The sequence below is a fragment of the Longimicrobium sp. genome (assembly GCA_036389795.1).
Taxonomy (GTDB): domain Bacteria; phylum Gemmatimonadota; class Gemmatimonadetes; order Longimicrobiales; family Longimicrobiaceae; genus Longimicrobium.
This window is the reverse complement of sequence record DASVWD010000096.1, coordinates 54,249-73,236: the sequence shown is the minus strand read 5'-3', so window position 1 is coordinate 73,236 and position 18,988 is coordinate 54,249. Positions and strand designations below refer to the sequence as shown.

Genomic DNA, 18,988 nt, shown 5'->3' with positions numbered 1-18,988 from the left:
CGACGGGCGCGAGAGTGCTCCTGTTGATCAACCGCCACTGGCCGTCATTCTGAGGCCCGGCCACGGGGAACCGGCCCTGGCACGAAACTCCGCAGGGCCGAAGAATCTTCTCACCTTGCCACGTGGGCCGGGCGCGGCAGCGGCACGGATGCCGGTTCGGGCCGTCGTTGATCGGAAGCCGGTGCTTGCGCCGCCGCCGTCGCCCGGTAGCTTCCCCGTCGCTCGGGACCGGTGATGCGGGGGAGATCGGGGATGACCGGACGATGGATCGCGGCCGCGCTGCTCGCCGTGACGCTGGCCGCGTGCGGGGACGACGACCGGCGCGGCGCGGCGCCGGAGCGGGCGGCCGCGCCGGCCGACAGCGCCGTGGCCCCGCCGCCGCCGCTCGCGCTGCAGCTGGACGTCCCCGCGCGGGTGCGCGCGGGCGAGCCGGTCCCCGTGACGGCGACGCTGGTGAACGAGGGGCGCGGCTCCGTGCGGCTGGAGCTGGGCGGCCGCCCCGAGCGCCCGTCGCTCGACGTCGTGGTGACCCGTCCCGACGGCAGCGAGGTCTGGCGCCGCAGCCGCCACGAGGAGCTCCCGTCCGCCGCCGTCCCGTGGACGATCCGGCCCGGCGAGGTGATCGGCACCGGCACCGCCTGGGACCAGCGCGACGACGACGGCGCCCCCGTCCCCCCGGGCACCTACCACGTCCGCGGCATCCTGCCGGCGGCCCCGCGCGACCTGGCGACCGAGGCCAGGCCGCTGGTGGTCGCCCGCCCGTAGCGAACCCGTCTTTTCCAGAGGAGGAGCGCTTGGCCATCACCCCAGTGGAAGCTTCCGAGCACGTCGACTGGCCCGAGTTCGCGGTCGCCGACGACATCGCGCAGACGCTGGACGACATCGAGGAGCGGATCGACCGGGCCGTCGCCCGCGGCACCGCGCAGACGGGAGAAGACGAGGAGGGCCGCACCGTGCTGAGCGTTTCGCTCGCGGTGGACGACGACCTCCGGGAGTGGTACGCCGGCCTCCCGGAGTGGGGGCAGACGCTCCTGCGCGACACCCTCGCCCGCCGCTACGTGGCCGCCGGGTGGGAGAAGGCCGAGATCGACTGGGACGGGGACGTGATCCAGCTCCACTTCCCCCGCCCGGAGCTGGAGTGATTTCGGATCCGGATGATCGGCGAGCGCTTGCTGTCATTCCGAGGCCCGGCCACACGAAACCGGCATTCGCACGGATCGTAGCAGGGCCGAGGAATCTTCTCACCTCGTCACGTGGGCCGGGCGCGGCAGCGGCACGGATGCCCGCCCGCCTCGTTGCTCGTCGTTCATCCGGACCTGGTATGACCCCGGATCGCACGTGCTGACCGGAGGGTGACATGAGCACACTGCGTGGAAAGGTCGCCGTCGTCACCGGCGCCAGCCGGGGGATCGGCCGCGCCATCGCCGCCGTGCTGGGCGAGCGCGGCGCCACCGTCTACGTCACCGGCCGCAGCACCCGCGGCGGCCCCACGACCGAAGGCCTGCCGGGCACCATCGAGGACGCCGCCGAGGAGGTGACCGCGCGCGGCGGCGAGGGCGTCCCGGTCCGCGTCGACCACACGGTGGACGCCGAGGTCGAGGCGCTCTTCGCCCGCGTGGCTCGCGAGCGGGGGCGGCTGGACGTGCTGGTGAACAACGTCTGGGGCGGCTACGAGGAGGCGCCGACCGGCATGCGCCCGGTGCCGTTCTGGGAGTTGCCGCTGGAGAAGCACTGGCGGCTGATGTTCGTGGCCGGGCTGCGCGCGCACTTCATCGCCAGCGCCCACGCCGTGCCGCTGATGCTGCCGCAGCGCGCGGGGCTCATCGTCAACACCGTCGCGTGGTCGTACGGCGACTACATCCTGGCCCTCACCTACGACGTGGTGAAGGCGGCCGTCGTGCGCATGGCGTTCGGGATGGGGCGCGAGCTCCAGCCGCACGGGATCGCGGCCGTCGCGCTCGCCCCCGGCTTCACCCGCACCGAGCGGGTGATGGCCGCGCACGCCATGCACCCTTTCGACCTGGGCGGCACCGAGTCCCCCGAGTACGTCGGCCGCGCCGTCGCCGCGCTGGCGGAAGACGCCAACGTGCTGGCGAAGACCGGCCAGTCCCTCACCGCCGGAGACCTCGCCCGCGAGTACGGCTTCACCGACGCCGACGGCACCCAGCCGCCCGCCTGGCGCATGCCTGTTGCTTGAGCGATCGAGCGAGAAACCTTGCGTTTGCGATTGGGTGTGTTCTATGCTTTGCTCCCCGGATGATTCGATTGCGAAAAGATGTCCGGTCCGAGTACGCCACGTTAGCAGCAGTGGCAGGCGCAATCCTGAGTAGCTCCCCCACACCTTCTTTTGTCCCATGACCGACGATTTCCGACGCCAGCTCTTTGCGCATGCGCAGACTGCCATCGACCGCGCGGGGCGTGCTCTCTCTGAAGCCGCTACGCAGCAGTACCTGGTTTTGCCTTTCATCCAACTTCTAGGCTACGACCCGCTCGATCCTGATGAAGTGATTCCGGAAGCGCATGCGTCGTTTTCCGACAAGTTCAAGAACAGGGTGGATTACGCGATCTGTCAGAACCGGGAGCCGGTGATCGCGATCGAATGCAAGAAGGTCGGGACTCTTGCCGAGGCGAATCGTGGCGAACTGAAGGGTTATTTCAATGCCGTCCCGTCTGTTAAACTGGGCATTTTGACCGATGGCCTCGTTTACCAGCTCTTCACGGATACGGGGCTGGAAAACATGATGGACGACGAGCCGTTCGCAGTGATCGATCTGTCGGAAGTCTCGCGTGAACAGATCAACGACGTCGGCTTCGATGCTTTGCTGCGGCTCCGGAAAGGAACGTTCGACCCGGCGAACGTCGGCGCCGATGCCCGCCGCAAGATGTACCTGGCGAGCTATGTGGAGACTCTAGAGCGTAACTTCGAGCAGCCTGACGAGCGGCTTGTCCGAGTATTGATGGACATCAACGGTGTTGGCGGACGCCGCACAGGCCGACTGGTTGAAGAACACGCCTCCATCATCGCCGATGCGGTACAAGCGCTTTTCGACAAGAAGATCCTTGCCCGCGTCGGCTTTGCGGAGAGGCAGGATCTGGTTCGAATGCGCCCTGAAATCCCCACCGCGCCCCTACCTCCTCAACCGGAAGACGCCCCCGCGCCCGTTGCCGGGGAGGAGGGGGTAGTTACAACGGAAACGGAGCAGTTCGTCTACGATTATGTCAGGACGCGCCTTCCGTTTCTGATCGAGCGGGACGAGGCGCTGTTCGGGAAGATATCGCTGGTGAAGCCGATGGATTACAAGACCGTCTTCTCGGTCTATTACAAACAGGAGCGGAAGGGCAAGCTCTTCAACTTCCGTGAAGGGACGTCGGGACCCCGTTACCGCTTCGAGTTCGTCGCCCTCGGGGCAGGAAACGATATTGCGACGGACACGCTGTCGGATATCGACGAGAAGCTGCTGGCGTCGTTCATCGCACGAGTGAAAGAACTCGGCTGAGAGCGTCCAAAGGCTGCCGAGAATAACGCCGGCTCAAAAACAACGCCCCCGTGCCGTACGCGGCTCGGGGGCGCCGTGTTAACGCTAACCGCTCCGTTCGCCTACTCCTCCGCCATGAACGGGTACTCGAAGCTCCGCGGCGGGCGAAGGTTGCCTTGATGGCGGGGGAGATCTAGCGCATCAGGTTCAGAATGGAGCTTGCCTTGTCTTTGGCGCCGCCGGCCTGGCACATGCCCGCGGGCTGAGCGGCTTCGCTTCGGCACGGGCGAGGTGGCGCAACACGTAAGGGCGTGTTATACAGGAGGTTTGTGGACGATGGAGCGGGCCCGGCCGCTGCCCCGCCTCTGACCGGCCCGCCCTCCGCCTCCGGAGCGCTCGGATGCACACCGACACCCTGCCCAAGACGATTCGCCCGTTCGGCCACGTCAACGCCGAAGAAGACGACCTGCTGGTCGAGGCGTTCCACCACGTTCCCCACGCCGAGCTCGCGACCGACCAGGAGACCACGATCCTGGTGGGGCGCCGGGGCGCCGGGAAGACGGCGCTGGGAGTGTACCTGAAGCGCCTCCGCCCCGACCTGTACAGCGTCACCCTCGACATCGACAAGAAGAAGGCGCTGGCCCAGGTCATCCTGGCCATCGACACGGCGCTCAAGGAGAGCCGCTCCACGTCCAGCGACCTCATGGCCGACCTGTGGACGTTCGTGATCTGGACCAAGACGGCCATGCGCCTGTGCGAGCACCCGGCGTTCGCCGGCTTCGAGGGGCGCGAAGACCTCAAGGTGTGCCTGGAGCTCCTGGGGATCGACGACCGCGCCCAGATCCTGGCCCACCTGAAGGAGTTCTTCGGCCGGCCGGGCCCCGATGGGGCCCGCCCCAGCATCAACCAGGCGCTCCTGGCGGTCTCGGCCACCCTCGACTCCGAAGAGTTCCAGGAGCTGCAGCGCCAGATCCGCCGCTTCCTCGACCAGGGCAACGACATCCTGGCGGTCATCGACACCATCGAAGACTACCGCGTGCGCGAGCCCAGCGTCGACCAGGCGCTTGCGGGCCTGCTGGCGGCGGTCTCGGCGTTCGGGGGATCGACCCCGCACCCCCGCTTCCACGTGAAGTGCTTCTTCCCCGCCGAGATCTACCCCTACATCACCACGGCGCGGGCGGTGAACCTGCGCAAGATCGACCAGCGCCTCCAGCACCTGAAGTGGACGCCGCGGCAGCTGTTCGTGATGCTCTGCCGCCGGCTGGCCGCCTGGCTCGAGGCGCACCTGCCGGAGACGTTCGACGGGATGAGCACGGGGCTGGACTGGAGGGACCTGCACGCCGTTCGGGAGCGGGTCTGGACCCGGGTCTTCCCGCCCTTCGTCAAGAACCGGCGCGGGATGGTGGAGGAGAGCTTCCTCTACATCGCCCGGCACACCCACCTGCACCCGGGCCACCTGATCTGGATGTGCAACCGGATCGCGCAGCTCGCGCGGGAGGCGGGCGCCTTTCCCCCCGTGGTCGCGCCCGAGCACGTGGTGGCGGGAGTCCGCAACATCGAGAGCGAGGTCGCCAACTCGATCATGGCGCCCTACCGGGCCATCTACCCCAACATCCACGAGGTGGTGACCTCGGCCTTCCGGCAGTCGCCCCCCATCCTGCGCATCAGCGACGCGCTCCGGCTCTACCGCAAGGCCGCGCAGGTGTGGCCCCGGGAGTACATCGCCATGGACGACTGGACGCTGATCACCATGGCGGCCGAGGTGGGCGCCATCGGCAAGGTGAGGAAGCAGACGAGCCAGTACCACGTGGCGCAGTTCCGCTACCACATGGACGCGGAGCTGACCTTCGAGAAAGACGACCTCTGTGCCATCCACCCCGCGTTCTACCGGCTGTTCGAGACCACCAGCGACCCGGCGGACTCCCGCACCGTCTGCCCGATCGTGATCACCGACGAGGCCGACGACGACTGATTCCTGCATGCGGGGATTCGGTGTGCAGCCCGAAAGCAAAACGGTGTCATCCTGAGGGAGCGTCCTCACGAGACTTCCCTCCGCACCAGAGGTTGGACGCTCCCGAAGGATCTGCGGGTCGGATTCGAGCGTGAGCCGGGCTGACGCTCAATCCCAACCCGCAGATCCTTCGTCGCCGCCCCGCAATCACTCCATTCCGCCAGTTCAGCGCAGCGGCTCCTCAGGATGACAACACGGGGGTGGACAATGCCCCGGATTCGGTATGAGCCCTACAGGTTCGCGTAGGCCAGCGCGATCAGCGCGGCCACGGCCGTGGCCAGCGGCAGCCCCAGCTCGAAGAGCCCCACCAGCACCAGCATGGAAGGGCGCCGGAACACGCGCTCGATGAGCTCCAGCCGGTGCCGGATGGCGATCGTGTCGCCCGCGCCGGAGCGCAGGTCCGCCTCCAGGCGCTCGATCTCGGCCCGGTAGCGCGCGTGCCAGTCGAGGCCGTCGAGCACCGCGTGCAGCACGAAGGCGAAGGTCAGGTACAGGATCACCAGGGCGACGATGCGCAGCAGGATGATGCGGTCGCCCGACGAGAACTCGATCCCGAGCGTGGTGATCCGGGTGGGAACGATCCCCGAGGCCCCGATGGCGATGGCGATGATGCTGGCGACGAGCAGCGCGCGCCGCTCCTTCCGCACCTCCTCCCCGAGCGGCGAGTAGAGCGCGGAATCCCTCTCTGTCGGATGCACCGGCCCACCTCCGTGCGAGGGCGTGCAGCTGGGCCGGGAGCGGTCGGGGCCCGCGGCCGCGGTGCAGGGAGATAGGAAACGGCCGGCGAATCGGCAACCCCGCTCTCCTCACGGGCGTCCGGAAGCCGTCACTTCGCCGCCGGCACCCGGCTTCCGCCGGGGATTCGCTGGAGAACTGCGCTTCGGCAGCGGGTTCAGGCGCTCCTTCAGCTTCGACGCGGAGCGGCTACGGCCCGGGCGCGATTCCGGCGCGGTTCCGGGCGCGGGGGAAGAGGAAAGGCCGCCCCGGAAGAACCAGGGCGGCCGGAAGAAGCGGGGGAAGCGCTGACTACTCCTCCGCCATGAACGGGTACTCGAAGCTGCGCGGCGGGGCGAAGGTCTCCTTGATGGCGCGGGGGCTGATCCAGCGCATCAGGTTCAGGATGGAGCCCGCCTTGTCGTTGGTGCCGCTGGCCCTGGCGCCGCCGAACGGCTGCTGCCCCACCACCGCGCCCGTCGGCTTGTCGTTGATGTAGTAGTTCCCCGCCGCGTTGCGGAGCGCCCGGTCCGCCTCCACCAGCGCTCGGCGGTCGTTCGCGAACACCGCGCCGGTCAGCGCGTACGGCGTGGTCTCGTCCACCACCTTCAGCGTCTCCGCCCAGCGCGCCTCGGGGTAGACGTGCAGCGAGACCACCGGCCCGAACACCTCCTCGCACATCAGCCGGTACGCCGAGTCGGTCACCTGCACCAGCGTGGGCTCGATGAAGTAGCCCCGCGAGTCGTCGAACCCGCCGCCGGCCACGATCTCCACGTTGTCGGCCCCCTGCGCGTGCTTGATGTAGCCGCTGATCTTGTCGAACGCCTTCCGGTCGATCACCGCGCCCATGAAGTTCCGGAAGTCGGCCGGGTCGCCCACCTTGATGCGCCCGATCATGTCCAGCGCCCGCTCGCGCACCGCCGGCCAGAGCGAGTCGGGGACGTAGATGCGGCTGGCCGCGCTGCACTTCTGCCCCTGGTACTCGTAGCCGCCGCGCACGATGGCCGCCGCCAGCGCCTCGGCGTCGGCGCTGGCGTGCGCCACGATGAAGTCCTTGCCGCCCGTCTCGCCCACCAGCCGCGGGTAGGCGCGGTAGCTCGCGATGTTCTCGCCGACGGTCTTCCAGATCGACTGGAACACCGTGGTGGAGCCCGTGAAGTGCACCCCCGCCAGGTTGCGGTCGTTCAACAGGATGCCGCTGGTGGCCACCGGGTCGCCCGGGACGAAGTTGATCACCCCCGGCGGCAGCCCCGCCTCCAGCAGCAGCCGCATGATGTACCAGCCGCTGTAGACCGCCGTGGCCGCCGGCTTCCAGATCACCACGTTCCCCAGCAGCGCCGGCGCCGTGGGCAGGTTCCCCGCGATCGAGGTGAAGTTGAAGGGCGTCACCGCGTAGACGAAGCCCTCCAGCGGGCGGTGGTCCAGCCGGTTCCACATCCCCGGCCCGCTCGCGGGCTGCTCCGAGTAGAGCTGCTGCGCGAACGCCGCGTTCCAGCGCCAGAAGTCGATCAGCTCGCAGGCTGCGTCGATCTCCGCCTGGTGCGCCGTCTTGCTCTGTCCCAGCATGGTGGCCGCGTTCAGCACCGGCCGCCACGAGGTCGCCAGCAGCTCCGCCGCGCGCAGGAACACCGCCAGCCGGTCCTCCCACGGCCAGGCCGCCCACTCGCGCTGCGCCTCCAGCGCCGCCTTCACCGCCTCGCGCACCTCGGCCTCGCCCGCCAGGTGGTAGCGGGCCAGCACGTGGCCGTGGTCGTGCGGCATCACCTGCGTCTCGGTGCGGCCCGTGCGCACCTCGCGCCCGCCGATCACCAGCGGGATCTCGATCTCCTCGGACTGCATCACCTGGAGCGCCGCCTTGAGCTCCTTGCGCTCGGGGGTGCACGGCGCGTACGAGAGCACCGGCTCGTTGCGGGGCTGGGGCACCTGCGGAATGCTATTCATCACCCGTCTCCTGTTGGTCCTGAGGGAGCCGGTAAGGTACGAAGGCGCACAAGCCCCCGCCACCGGAGGGGAAGTGCGAGAGTGGGTCCGGTCGCGGGCAGGGGGAAGCCGGAAGATTGACATTCGTCGGGTCACGGTGCTTATTGCGATCTGAAACATTTGTACCCCCGCCCACCACTCTGGAGGATCCCATGAAGAAGCTGAAGCTCGACATCGACGCGCTGAAGGTCGATACGTTCGAGGCCAGCGTCACGCTGCCGCAGCTCGGCACGGTCCACGGGCTCGTCGCTCACACCTCACCGGACGGCTGCGGCAGCCTGGATGGATGCCCCATGACGGTGGTCGGTTCCGAGCCCGGCGTTACCTGCCAGCTCGAGTGCACCGGCTCGTGTGGTTACACGTACTGCGCGTTCGACTGTCCGCACGGTCAGTCGAACGGTGACACCTGCGCCTGCGCGAGCGCCGTCACCTGCGCGCCGGACCCCGGCTGTTGACGACGCTGCGGCGCGCAGGGGCAAATAGCCGCCGCCGCTCGGCTTGACCCTCGGCCGGGGGACGGGTAAATTCCGTTCGGATATTCGCTTCCACCCCTGATCGCGAGACCATGAGCGTCGTCGAGAAGATCGAGGAATCGCTCGACGTGATCCGCCCCGCGCTGCGCGAGGACGGCGGCGACGTCGAGCTCGTCGGCTTCGACGACGGCGTGGTGCAGCTGCGCCTGGTGGGGGCGTGCAGCGCCTGCCCGATCTCCACCATGACGGTCAAGCAGGGGATCGAGCGCCGCCTGAAGACCGCCGTCCCCGAGATCCGCGAGGTCCAGGCGGTCTGACCCGTACCTCGCGCAGACGATCGTCCTCCCCCGCGCCCGCGACGGCCTCTGCCGTTCGCGGGCGAATGAATTCGCGGCAACAACTACACGAAGTCCGCCTGCGCGGACTTGCGGGCTGCGCCCGCGCGCTTCGCGCAACCGCGAAGAGGTTTCGCCGATCGAACCGTAGCCCGTCCCGCGCGAAGGGAGCCCGCGCAGGCGGGCTTTCGCAGTTGTTGCCGCGGCTTTCAGCCGCCTCCACTCATGCCGCCCGACGCGCCCCCGCTCGCCCCCGCGCCGCGTTTGTAGTATCCTACCGAAGCCGCATCGTCGCCTCCGGCGCGCAAGCTTCCGAGGCACGAGACCGTACTTTCGTACTTTCGCACTCTCGCACTTTCGCACTATGAACCCAGCAGAGCGTGACCAGGTCCTGCGGCGCGTGGCCGCGGCCCTCACGCAGGTGGTGCACCCCGACTCGGGCGAAGACGTCGTCTCCTCCGGCCGCGTCCGCGAGCTGGACGTGAGCGAGGACGGCGTGGTCCGCTTCCGCTTCGCCCTGCAGCCCAACGACCCCGGCAACCTGGTGCGCCAGTCGCGCTACGCCGCCGAAAAGGTCGAGGGCGTGCAGAAGGTGAAGATCGACATCGCGCTCCCCGCCGCGGGCGCGCAGACGCTCAAGCGCCCCGCGCGCGCACCCGGCTCCGTTCCCGCGCCCACCCCCAACCCGAACCTCCTTCCCGGCGTCCGCCACATCGTCGCGGTCAGCTCCGGCAAGGGCGGGGTGGGGAAGAGCACCGTCGCGGTGAACCTGGCCGTGGCGCTCGCGCAGGCGGGCCACCGCGTGGGCGTGCTCGATGCCGACATCTACGGCCCCAACATCCCCACCATGTTCGGCGAGCGGCGCCGCCCGGGCGTCCTGGGCGAGCGCGGCGCCGAGAAGATCGAGACGCTCGAGTCGCACGGCGTGCGGCTGATGAGCCTGGGCTTCCTGCTGGAGGAAGAGCAGCCGGCCATCATGCGCGGGCCGCTCATCTCCGGCATCCTCAAGCAGTTCCTGGAGCAGGTGGAGTGGGGCGAGCTGGACTGGATGATCGTGGACATGCCCCCCGGCACCGGCGACGCCCAGCTCTCGCTGGTGCAGACCATCCGCCTGGACGGCGTGGTGATGGTCACCACGCCGCAGGACGTCTCCACCGGCGACGTGCTGCGCGCCATCAAGATGTTCGAGCGGGTGAGCACGCGCGTGCTGGGCGTGGTGGAGAACATGAGCGGCTTCGTCTGCCCCTGCTGCGGCGAGCGCTACGAGATCTTCGGCCGCGCCGGCGGGCAGCGCCTGGCCATGCAGACCGGGGTGGAGTTCCTGGGCGAGGTCCCCCTGGAGATCCCCGTCCGCGAGGGCGGCGACGCCGGCGTCCCCATCGTCGTCGGCCAGCCCCACGCCCCCAGCGCCGAGGCCTTCCGGCGCATCGCCCAGCGCGTCGCCCAAGTGGTCGAGGCCCCCGCAGGCGCGGCACGGTAAGGACTGTTTTCCTGCGCCGGACTCCGGATCGCCGCGTAGTCGCCGTTTCGGTTGAAGCCTCGCGCGGTTTGCGAGGCTTTCCGCCGTCGTTGCCGCGGCTTCAGCCGCCCGGCAATCCCCGGCACCCCCCGGGCGAATCCCACCGCAACGAGAAGGGCGGCGGCCCGCATCGGCCGCCGCCCCTCCCGTCGCCGTTCCTCCGCCGTCTGCCCGTCAGTCCACCCAGTCGATCTCGATGGAGCCGATCGCCGCGTCGATGGAGATGTCGAGGCGGTAGCGCGCCTGGTCGTAGCCGCGCGAGTACCAGGCGTCGCCGCGCCGGGTCATCCCCGGCGCGTCGAAGCTGGTGAGGAACGAGTCCTTCTCGATCCGGACTCCCAGGCTCCGCGGCAGGCGCAGCGTCACCTCGCCCACGCCCATCTCGATGCTGGCCCGGGCGCTCCTGCTCCAGGCGCCGGTGAAGTCGAGCGTGGCCTCGCCCAGGCCGCCTTTGAACTCGAAGCGCTCGGCGCGCGCGTTGCCCAGCTTCTCAACCTCGATCTCGGCCGCCCCGGCCGAGATCTTCACCGTGCGGGCCGCCACCCGGTTCGGCTGGCTGAAGGAGATGCGCGACTCGCTGGCGCCGGTGGAGATGTCCACCGCCTCCAGCGCCAGCCCGCCCAGCTCCACCTCGGCCTCGCCCGCCCCGAACTCCAGCTCCAGCGCCATCGGCACCTGGGGCGAGAGCGCGATGGTCGCGCGGTCCTCGCGCCCCGAGCGCATGTCGTCGCGGCCGCGGCGGCGCACGTTCTCCAGCCCCAGCCGCAGGCGCCCGCTCTCGCGGTCGTACTCGGTGAGCGGCCGCCAGCGCTCCTCGTTGTAGCGCATGTCCAGGCGGTACAGCAGGTTGGAGCGCGCGGGCTCCACGGTGAGCCGCCCCGCCGCGTACCTGAGCTCCACGTCCAGCCTGCGCTCGCCCGCCAGCTGCCGCGCCGAGGTCACGCTGCGCATCTTCTGCCCGGCGGCGGGCTGGCACGCCACCACCGCCGCCATGAGCCCCGCCACCGTCGCCAGGCGCAGCGTCGTGCGGCGGCGCTCAGGCATGGACGCCTCCCGGCTCGGGGCCCGCGAACGGGTCGCGGTCGAAGAGGGGGTCGTACGCCGAGCGCGGCTTCCACGGCCACCCCGGGCGGGTGCCGGCGCGGGTCAGGAACACCGCCCCGAAGCCCACCGTGGCCGCCACCCAGAGCAGCAGGTTCCCCAGCAGCTCCAGCAGGTCGCCCAGCCACCCCAGGAACACCGTGAGCTCCAGCAGGTGCGCCACGAAGAGCGGCGCCAGCAGGATGGCGATGCCGGTGAAGGTGTAGGTGTAGGCGTTGCGCCGGCCGACCGCGTACGAGCCGCTGCGCTCGGCCGTGCGCTCGCCCAGGGCGTGCGCCACCGCCACCACCCCGTAGGCGCAGGCGGCCATCAGCGCCACCCAGAAGAGCGGCACGTACAGGATCAGCAGCGGGATGCCGATGATGGTGACCGCCAGCGCCACCATCCCCACGATGAAGGCCGGGATGGAGAGGAAGTTGGCCGCGAGCCCCACGCCCCCGGCGCGGAGCGTGTCGGTGCGCACCACGTGGCTCACCCGCTCGAGCTGCGGGAGCGCGTAGAAGATGAGCGCCGCGCCGAGCCCGGCCAGGATCAGCGCGAAGGTGAGGGTGGAGACGAGCCCCTGCGCCCCCTCGCCGAAGGAGCCCAGCCACCACGGCCCGTGCCGGAGGCCGAGGTTCTGGCCTCCCACGGGCCGGCCGTCCCCGGCCGGCGCCGCCGCGTCGTCTTCGTCGCTGTTGACGCGCATCTCGCCGTGGACGCGGCCGCCCTCGTTGAAGAGCTTGCCGCCGCCGGTGACCACCGCGTCACCGTGGATCACCGCGCCGGGCGCCAGGGTCAGGTTCCCCTTCCCCACGGTCACGTCGCCCAGCACCTCGCCCTCGACCCGCACGTCGCCGAAGGGAGCCACCACGTCGCCCTCCACCACCTGCCCCTTCGGCACCGTCAGGCCGCCGAAGCCGATCCGGCCCTGCGCCGGCTCGGGCTGGACCGCGGCGGGGGCGGCTTCGGGCGCGGCCAGGGTGTCCTGCGCCGCGGCCGGGGCCGCGGCCAGGGCGCCCAGGAGCGCCAGCGCCGAAAGCTTGCCGATGTCAATACGCATGTGTCACACCCCCCATCGGGGTCCGAAGGAGACGAAGCATCGCCCAACCGGAGACCGGTATCGCGATCGCGAACAGGATCAGGGCGAGCGAGAGGCCCTGCGTGCCCCCCACCGCCTCGTTCCCCGTGGTCACCATCCACTCGAACACGGGGCTCTGCACCACGGCCTCGGTGGCGCGCACCACGGCGCCCCACGCGGCCTCGGTGAGCCACTCCTTCCCCACCCCCCACAGCGAGCCGATGCTCACCCCCGGGTAGCCCAGGATCCAGGTGAGCAGGGCGACGACCGGGGCCACCGGGGCCAGGATGCCGCCCAGCAGGAACGTCCACCCCTTGCGCGTCTTCGGCAGCCAGCGGCGCAGCCCCGCGGGGGCCGGCGCCACGGCGGGGTGGACGACCACCTGCGCCATCACGCGGTCGGCGAAGCCGGGCGAGGGGTCGAAGGAGGGGAGCGCGGCCAGCGCCGCCAGCACGGCGCGCGAGGCGTCCAGCTCGGCGGTGCACCGCTCGCAGGCCCGGACGTGCTGCAGGGCGCCCACCGTCTCCGCGGGGGAGAGGGTGCCTTCGGCGAGCTCCTCGAGCGTCCAGGGCGGCAGGTGGTCGGTCAGGTACGTCACGGGCACCTCGGCTGGGTCGTCACGCGTTCATGGTGCAGCATACGTCGGCTCCGGCCGGCTGGTTTCATCGGCTCCCCTCAGACCCGCGTGTGGGCGAGCATCTCCTGCAACTCCTTGCGACCGCGGTGGATGTACGTCTTCACGGTGCCCAGCGGCAGCGACATGATCTGGGCGATCTCCTCGTACGGGCGGTCCTCGATGTGCCTGAGCAGGATCGCCTGCCGGTACTCGGGGCGCAGCCGCCCGATCGCCTGCTCGATCTCGCTGCCCAGCTCGCGCGCCTCCAGGAGCTCCTCCGGGTTCTCGTCCTTCGACTCCACGGTGATGGAGGAGGCCTCGATCTCGTCGGCCGTGGTGGCGTAGCGCGAGCCGTCGATGGAGACGGTGGGCACTTCCTTCCGCCGCATCCAGTCGATGGTCAGGTTGGTGGCGATCTTGAAGATCCAACTCGAGAACTTGTACGCCGGGTCGTAGCGGTCGATGTGGTTGAACACCCGCACGAAGGTCTCCTGCGACAGGTCCTCGGCCTGCTCGCGGTCGCGCACCATCCGGTAAATGAGGGAGAACACCGGCCGCTGGTAGCGGCCGAGCAGCTCGCGATACGCCTTCTCGCTCCCTTTCTGGGCGCGGACGACGAGGTCGTGGTCCGAGACGGCGGTGGCGATCAATTCTAGGCTTCGGGTGAAATTTCCTACCCGGCGGCGGTGTACGGGCGGGCCCGGGCCGAAGTTTCAGCCTGGGCTCCAGCCTTGCCCGTCGGGGTAGGGGCGGGTAGTTTGCTGGCCTCTATTCTACACCGGGGAGCGGATTTACGTAATGCCAACCACGTCCACCCGGCCGGCGGCGCTGCCGGCGCCCGGGGAGAAGGCCGCCGCGGTGCGCCGGATGTTCGGCGCCATCGCGCCGCGCTACGACCTGCTGAACCACCTCCTCTCGGCCAACGTGGACCGGCTCTGGCGCCGGCGCGCGGTGGACGCGCTGGGGTGGGAGCGCTCGCCCGAGGGCCTCTATCTCGACAACTGCGCGGGGACGCTGGACCTGGCGGTGGAGCTGGCGCGGCGCGAGGGGTTCCGCGGCCGGGTGGTGGGGAGCGACTTCACCTTCGCCATGCTGGAGCGGGGGACGGGGAAGGTGGCGCGGCTCCCCGTGGAGCCCGCCTGCGCCGACGCGCTCCTGCTCCCCTTTCCCGACGCCGTCTTCGACGGGGCCACGGTGGGCTTCGGGGTGCGCAACCTGGCGGACCTGGACGCGGGGCTCGCCGAGATGGCGCGCGTGCTCAGGCCCGGGGCGCGGCTGGTGGTGCTGGAGTTCACCACGCCCGCCTGGCAGCCGTTCCGCGCGCTCTACCTCTTCTACTTCCTGAAGGTGCTCCCGGCGGTCGGGCGGCTGGTGTCGAAGCACGACTCGGCGTACACGTACCTCCCCGAGTCTGTGCGGCACTTCCCCGAGCCGCCGGCGCTCGCGGCGAAGCTGGAGCAGGCGGGCTTCGGCGGGGTCGGCTGGCGGACGCTCTCGGGCGGGATCGCGGCGCTGCACTGGGGGGAGCGCCGCTGATGCAACGCTTCTTCGCGCTCTTCGGAACACTGCTCTTCTTCTCGTTCGTCGCCTGCTGCGTGGCGTCGGCGCTGCTGCAGGTGATCGCGTGGACGCGGCACAAGAAGGAGGGGGCGCCGGTCAACCCCGGTGCGCTCTGGAAGCCGGAGGGCCACTTCGACGACGTGGGCCTCTTCCAGATGCGGCTCGCCAAGCGCGCGCTCCTGATCGGCGGCGTGATGTACCTGTCGTACGGGGTGATGATGCTGCTGGCCGGGGTGCTGATGCGGAAGGGGTGAGGCGATCAGGGCCGGGCCGGACGAGTGGCGGGGACTACCTTCTGACGACTTGATGATCTTCGAGAACCTGCGGGAGTTCCTGCGCCACCTGGACCGCACCGGGCAGCTCGTGCGCGTGGCCGAGCCGGTGTCGGTGGACCTGGAGATGGCGGAGATCGCCGACCGGGCGATGAAGCTGCCGGGGGGCGGGCCCGCGCTCTTCTTCGAGCGGCCGGTGCTGATGGACGGCACCGAGAGCGACATCCCCGTCGCCATCAACATCTTCGGCTCGTGGCGCCGCATCGCCGCGGCGCTGGGGGTGGACGACGTGGAGGAGCACGCCCGGCGGATCGCGGAGCTCATCAAGCCCGAGGTGCCCAAGGGGTTCTGGGCGAAGGTGCAGCTCCTGCCGAAGCTCGCCGAGCTGGCGAAGGTGCCGCCGCGGCCGTACAAGGGCCATCCGCCCTGCCAGGAGATCGTGCTGCGAGAGGGGGAGTTCGACCTGACGCGGCTGCCGATCCTGAAGACCTGGCCCCAGGACGGCGGGCCCTTCATCACCCTGCCGATGGTGGTCACCTGCGACCCCGAGACGGGGGGGCAGAACATCGGCATGTACCGCATGCAGGTGTTCGGGCCCGACTCCACGGGGATGCACTGGCAGCGGCACAAGGGCGGAGCGGCGCACTACCGCGCCTGGAAGCGCAAGCGCGGGGGGAGGATGCCCGTGGTCGTGGCCGTCGGCGGCGACCCGACGACGATGTACACGCCCACCGCGCCGCTGCCGCCGGGGATCGACGAGTACCTCTTCGGCGGGTTCCTGCGCCGCGAGCCGGTGCGGACGGCGAAGGCGCTGACGGCGGAGCTCACCATCCCCGCCGAGGCCGAGATCGTCCTGGAGGGCTACGTCGACACCGACGAGGAGCTGGCGGTGGAGGGGCCGTTCGGCGACCACACGGGCTTCTACACGCTGGAGGACTACTACCCGACGTTCCACGTGACCACCGTCACCATGCGGGCGGACCCGATCTACCCCGCGACGCTGGTGGGCCGGCCGCCGGTGGAGGACGTCTACCTGGGGGGCGCCACGGAGCGCATCTTCCTGCCGCTGGCGAAGCTCACCATCCCCGAGATCGTGGACTACCACATGCCGCCGGAGGGGGTGTTCCACAACCTGGTGTTCGTCTCCATCCGCAAGGAGTACCCGGGGCAGGCGTGGAAGGTGATGAACGGCCTGTGGGGGATGGGGCTGATGTCGCTGGCCAAGGTCATCGTGGTGGTCGACGACGTGGTGGACGTGCGCGACACCTTCCAGGCGTGGTGGTACACGCTGGGCAACATCGACCCCGAGCGCGACGTGCGCTTCACCCGCGGCCCCGTGGACGACCTGGACCACGCGGCGCAGCTCCCGGCGTTCGGGAGCAAGATGGGGATCGACGCCACGCGCAAGTGGCCCGAGGAGGGCTTCACGCGCCCGTGGCCCGACCTGATCGAGATGTCGGGCGAGGTGAAGCGAAAGATCGACCGCCTCTGGCCGCGCCTGGGCATCGGACCGGTGGATTGACGATGGAGCACGCGCCGACGGCCGATCCGTACGACTGGCGCACCTGGCCGCGCGACGGCAGGCGCCTCTTCCCGCCGCCGGGGGCGGCCAACGCCCAGATCTTCGCCGGGATGTGTGCCTTCTCCGCCGCGAGATGGGGTTTCGATCCCGACCGGCCGCGGAAGGACCGTCGCAACATCATCCGCGTGCTGAACAAGGTCGATGGCAGGTACGTCCAGGTGAACTTCGGCCGCCTGGTGAACGGGCGGGAGATCGACATTCGCGTTCGTGGCGGGTGCCGAGTTCATCCTGGCCGGGCTTGATGAAGTCCCCTTGCTCTGAACCGAGGTAGAGAACGTTGTCGATTGACGCGAAGCTGGAGCGCCTACACGAAGGGCAGCACATCCACGGGCGGGGGCGCCTGGTGGACTACTCCAACCTGGTGAAGCTGCCGCACACGATCTTCGCCATGCCGTTCGCGCTGGTGGGGGCGACCATCGCCTCGTACCACCACCCGATCTCGCTGCGGCAGATCCTGCTGATCCTCACCGCGTTCACCTCGGCGCGGTTCGCGGCGATGGCGTTCAACCGCATCGCCGACCGCGGGATCGACGCCCGCAACCCGCGCACGCAAATGCGCGAGATCCCCGCCGGGCGGCTGTCGGTGCGGCAGGCGGTCGTCTCGGTCGTCCTCTCCAGCGCGGTGTTCCTGGTGTCGGCGGCGCTGCTCAACCGCATCTGCCTGGTGCTGGCGCCGCTGGCGCTCGGGTGGGTGTTCTTCTACTCGTACACCAAGCGCTTCACCCGCTGGGCGCACCTGGTGCTGGGCTTCTCGCTGGCGATCGCGCCGGTGGGGGCGTACCTGGCCGTGGCCGGGCGCTGGAGCGAGCCGCCGGGGGCGCTGCTGGCGCTGGCCGGGGCGGTGCTCTGCTGGGTGGCCGGGTTCGACATCCTCTACTCGCTGCAGGACATGGAATTCGACCGCGCCGAGGGGCTGCACTCGGTCCCCGCGGCGCTGGGCGGGAGGCGGGCGCTGGCCGTCTCGCGGGTGCTGCACCTGCTCTCGGCGGCGGCGTTCGCGGCGCTCGGCTTCCTGCTGCCGGAGCTGGGGACGCTGTACCTGTTCGGCGTGGCCGTCATCGCGGTGATGCTCTTCTACGAGCAGAGCCTGGTGCGCGCGGACGACTTCTCGCGCGTGGACGCGGCGTTCTTCACCGTGAACGGCATCATCTCCGTGCTCTTCTTCCTGATCGTCCTGGTGGAGAGGCTCTTCGCGTGAGGACGTCGCCCGGCGCGCCGATCACCCTCGGGATCACGGGGGCGTCGGGGGCTCCGTACGCGGTGCGGCTGCTGCGCGCCTTCTGCGAGACCGGCACGCCGCTCCGGCTGATCGTCTCCACGTACGGCTGGCGGCTGCTGGCGGAGGAGAGCGGGATCGACGGGCTGGAGGCGCTCCGGGCAGCCACGGGCGACTGGGGCCGCGTGGAGCTGTACGACGCGCTGGACCGCGGCGCCACGCCGGCCTCGGGCTCCGCGCCGTCGCGCGGGATGGTGGTCTGCCCGTGCTCGATGGGCACCCTGGCCTCGATCGCCGCGGGGACGTCGCGCAACCTGGTGGAGCGCGCGGCGGACGTCGCCCTCAAGGAGCGCCGTCCTCTGGTCCTGGTCCCCCGCGAGACGCCGCTGTCGCTGGTCCACCTGGAGAACATGACCCGCCTGACGCGTGCGGGGGCGACGATCCTCCCCGCCGCGCCCGGCTTCTACCACCGCCCGCGCTCGGTCGACGACCTGGTGGACTTCGTGGTCGCGCGCATCCTCGACCACCTGGGGGTGGAGCATTCCGTCGGGACGCGGTGGAAGAGCGGGGAGCAGCAGGCGGGCGGATGAAGATCGGACTGATCTCCGACACGCACGGGCTGCTGCGCGCGCAGGTGTTCGAGGCGCTCGCGGGCGTCGAGCACATCCTGCACGCGGGCGACGTGGGCCCCGCGGAGCTGCTGGACGAGCTGGCGGCGATCGCGCCGGTGACCGCCGTGTGGGGGAACACTGACGGGTGGGACGTGCGCCGGCGGGTGCAGGAGGTGGCCGAGGTGGAGCTCGGGGGCGTGCGCTGCGTGGTCGTGCACGGGATGCAGCTCGGCTCGCCGACGCCGGAGAAGGCGGCTGCGGCCTACCCGCACGCGGGGCTGGTCGTCTTCGGCCACTCGCACAGGCCGGTCATCCGGCAGGTCGGCGCCACGCTCGCCGTGAACCCGGGGAGCGCCGGACGCCAGCGCTTCCGCGACCCCGTCACCTGCGCCGTCGCGGAGATCGAGGGCGGCAGGGTCGCCGCGCGGCTTATCGAGCTCGATCCAGCGCGGAAATAAACTC

21 protein-coding genes are annotated in these 18,988 nt (G+C 70.2%); 15 read left to right on the top strand and 6 right to left on the bottom strand.

The window, feature by feature from the left end; genetic code table 11:
* The first annotated feature begins 252 nt into the window (after positions 1 to 252).
* The 5 genes from VF746_12535 to VF746_12515 all read left to right on the top strand — a co-directional run bounded on the left by VF746_12535 (position 253) and on the right by VF746_12515 (position 5,448).
* Entirely contained in the window at positions 253 to 765 is a 513-nt protein-coding gene (locus tag VF746_12535) for a BsuPI-related putative proteinase inhibitor (GenBank protein ID HEX8693245.1), read from the top strand.
* Between the two features lie 29 nt (positions 766 to 794).
* Positions 795 to 1,142 carry a hypothetical protein gene (locus tag VF746_12530; protein ID HEX8693244.1) on the top strand — a complete coding sequence of 116 codons (348 nt, stop codon included), beginning with the start codon at positions 795 to 797 and terminating at the stop codon, positions 1,140 to 1,142.
* A 215-nt stretch (positions 1,143 to 1,357) separates the two neighbouring features.
* On the top strand, positions 1,358 to 2,197 hold the full coding sequence (locus VF746_12525) for an SDR family NAD(P)-dependent oxidoreductase (GenBank protein HEX8693243.1): 840 nt from the start codon (positions 1,358 to 1,360) through the stop codon (positions 2,195 to 2,197).
* A gap of 157 nt (positions 2,198 to 2,354) precedes the next feature.
* Positions 2,355 to 3,497, top strand: a complete 1,143-nt coding sequence (locus VF746_12520) for a type I restriction endonuclease (GenBank protein ID HEX8693242.1) — start codon at positions 2,355 to 2,357, stop codon at positions 3,495 to 3,497.
* A 379-nt stretch (positions 3,498 to 3,876) separates the two neighbouring features.
* Complete coding sequence (locus VF746_12515) at positions 3,877 to 5,448, top strand: hypothetical protein (GenBank protein ID HEX8693241.1); 1,572 nt, start codon at positions 3,877 to 3,879, stop codon at positions 5,446 to 5,448.
* Between the two features lie 269 nt (positions 5,449 to 5,717).
* On the opposite strand, the gene VF746_12510 is transcribed toward VF746_12515, so the two are convergent.
* A complete protein-coding gene (locus tag VF746_12510) occupies positions 5,718 to 6,185 on the bottom strand; it encodes a hypothetical protein (protein ID HEX8693240.1) in 468 nt (155 codons plus the stop codon).
* Between the two features lie 328 nt (positions 6,186 to 6,513).
* On the bottom strand, positions 6,514 to 8,142 hold the full coding sequence (gene pruA / locus VF746_12505; protein HEX8693239.1) for an L-glutamate gamma-semialdehyde dehydrogenase: 1,629 nt from the start codon (positions 8,140 to 8,142) through the stop codon (positions 6,514 to 6,516).
* A 191-nt stretch (positions 8,143 to 8,333) separates the two neighbouring features.
* Between pruA and VF746_12500 the strand changes: the two genes are divergently transcribed.
* The 3 genes from VF746_12500 to VF746_12490 all read left to right on the top strand — a co-directional run bounded on the left by VF746_12500 (position 8,334) and on the right by VF746_12490 (position 10,469).
* A complete protein-coding gene (locus VF746_12500) occupies positions 8,334 to 8,636 on the top strand; it encodes a hypothetical protein (GenBank protein ID HEX8693238.1) in 303 nt (100 codons plus the stop codon).
* Between the two features lie 110 nt (positions 8,637 to 8,746).
* Positions 8,747 to 8,971: a NifU family protein gene (locus VF746_12495; protein ID HEX8693237.1), complete on the top strand. Its 225-nt coding sequence runs from the start codon at positions 8,747 to 8,749 to the stop codon at positions 8,969 to 8,971.
* A gap of 382 nt (positions 8,972 to 9,353) precedes the next feature.
* Positions 9,354 to 10,469 (top strand): Mrp/NBP35 family ATP-binding protein, encoded by a 1,116-nt coding sequence (locus tag VF746_12490; protein HEX8693236.1) that lies wholly within the window; start codon positions 9,354 to 9,356, stop codon positions 10,467 to 10,469.
* A 213-nt stretch (positions 10,470 to 10,682) separates the two neighbouring features.
* Here the strand turns inward: VF746_12490 and VF746_12485 are convergent, their stop codons facing one another.
* The 4 genes from VF746_12485 to VF746_12470 all read right to left on the bottom strand — a co-directional run bounded on the left by VF746_12485 (position 10,683) and on the right by VF746_12470 (position 13,935).
* Complete coding sequence (locus VF746_12485; GenBank protein ID HEX8693235.1) at positions 10,683 to 11,552, bottom strand: toast rack family protein; 870 nt, start codon at positions 11,550 to 11,552, stop codon at positions 10,683 to 10,685.
* Complete coding sequence (locus VF746_12480) at positions 11,545 to 12,651, bottom strand: polymer-forming cytoskeletal protein (GenBank protein HEX8693234.1); 1,107 nt, start codon at positions 12,649 to 12,651, stop codon at positions 11,545 to 11,547. The genes VF746_12485 and VF746_12480 overlap by 8 nt, the downstream gene beginning before the upstream one ends.
* A complete protein-coding gene (locus VF746_12475) occupies positions 12,641 to 13,267 on the bottom strand; it encodes a hypothetical protein (GenBank protein ID HEX8693233.1) in 627 nt (208 codons plus the stop codon). The genes VF746_12480 and VF746_12475 overlap by 11 nt, the downstream gene beginning before the upstream one ends.
* 77 nt (positions 13,268 to 13,344) lie before the next feature.
* Positions 13,345 to 13,935, bottom strand: a complete 591-nt coding sequence (locus VF746_12470; GenBank protein HEX8693232.1) for a sigma-70 family RNA polymerase sigma factor — start codon at positions 13,933 to 13,935, stop codon at positions 13,345 to 13,347.
* Positions 13,936 to 14,083: 148 nt separating this feature from the next.
* On the opposite strand from VF746_12470, the gene VF746_12465 reads away from it, so the two are divergent.
* The 7 genes from VF746_12465 to VF746_12435 are packed head-to-tail and all read left to right on the top strand — an operon-like array spanning position 14,084 to position 18,984.
* Positions 14,084 to 14,821 carry a class I SAM-dependent methyltransferase gene (locus tag VF746_12465; GenBank protein ID HEX8693231.1) on the top strand — a complete coding sequence of 246 codons (738 nt, stop codon included), beginning with the start codon at positions 14,084 to 14,086 and terminating at the stop codon, positions 14,819 to 14,821.
* Positions 14,821 to 15,099 (top strand): hypothetical protein, encoded by a 279-nt coding sequence (locus tag VF746_12460; GenBank protein HEX8693230.1) that lies wholly within the window; start codon positions 14,821 to 14,823, stop codon positions 15,097 to 15,099. Before VF746_12465 ends, VF746_12460 begins: the two co-directional genes overlap by 1 nt.
* Positions 15,100 to 15,151: 52 nt before the next feature.
* Positions 15,152 to 16,639 (top strand): menaquinone biosynthesis decarboxylase, encoded by a 1,488-nt coding sequence (locus tag VF746_12455; GenBank protein ID HEX8693229.1) that lies wholly within the window; start codon positions 15,152 to 15,154, stop codon positions 16,637 to 16,639.
* Positions 16,640 to 16,641: 2 nt separating this feature from the next.
* Positions 16,642 to 16,941 carry a hypothetical protein gene (locus VF746_12450; protein ID HEX8693228.1) on the top strand — a complete coding sequence of 100 codons (300 nt, stop codon included), beginning with the start codon at positions 16,642 to 16,644 and terminating at the stop codon, positions 16,939 to 16,941.
* A gap of 35 nt (positions 16,942 to 16,976) precedes the next feature.
* The gene (locus VF746_12445) at positions 16,977 to 17,897 is read left to right on the top strand and encodes a UbiA-like polyprenyltransferase (GenBank protein ID HEX8693227.1); all 921 of its coding nucleotides are present in this window, start codon (positions 16,977 to 16,979) and stop codon (positions 17,895 to 17,897) included.
* Positions 17,894 to 18,505 (top strand): flavin prenyltransferase UbiX, encoded by a 612-nt coding sequence (locus tag VF746_12440; GenBank protein HEX8693226.1) that lies wholly within the window; start codon positions 17,894 to 17,896, stop codon positions 18,503 to 18,505. Before VF746_12445 ends, VF746_12440 begins: the two co-directional genes overlap by 4 nt.
* Entirely contained in the window at positions 18,502 to 18,984 is a 483-nt protein-coding gene (locus VF746_12435) for a metallophosphoesterase family protein (protein HEX8693225.1), read from the top strand. Before VF746_12440 ends, VF746_12435 begins: the two co-directional genes overlap by 4 nt.
* Positions 18,985 to 18,988: the final 4 nt, after the last annotated feature.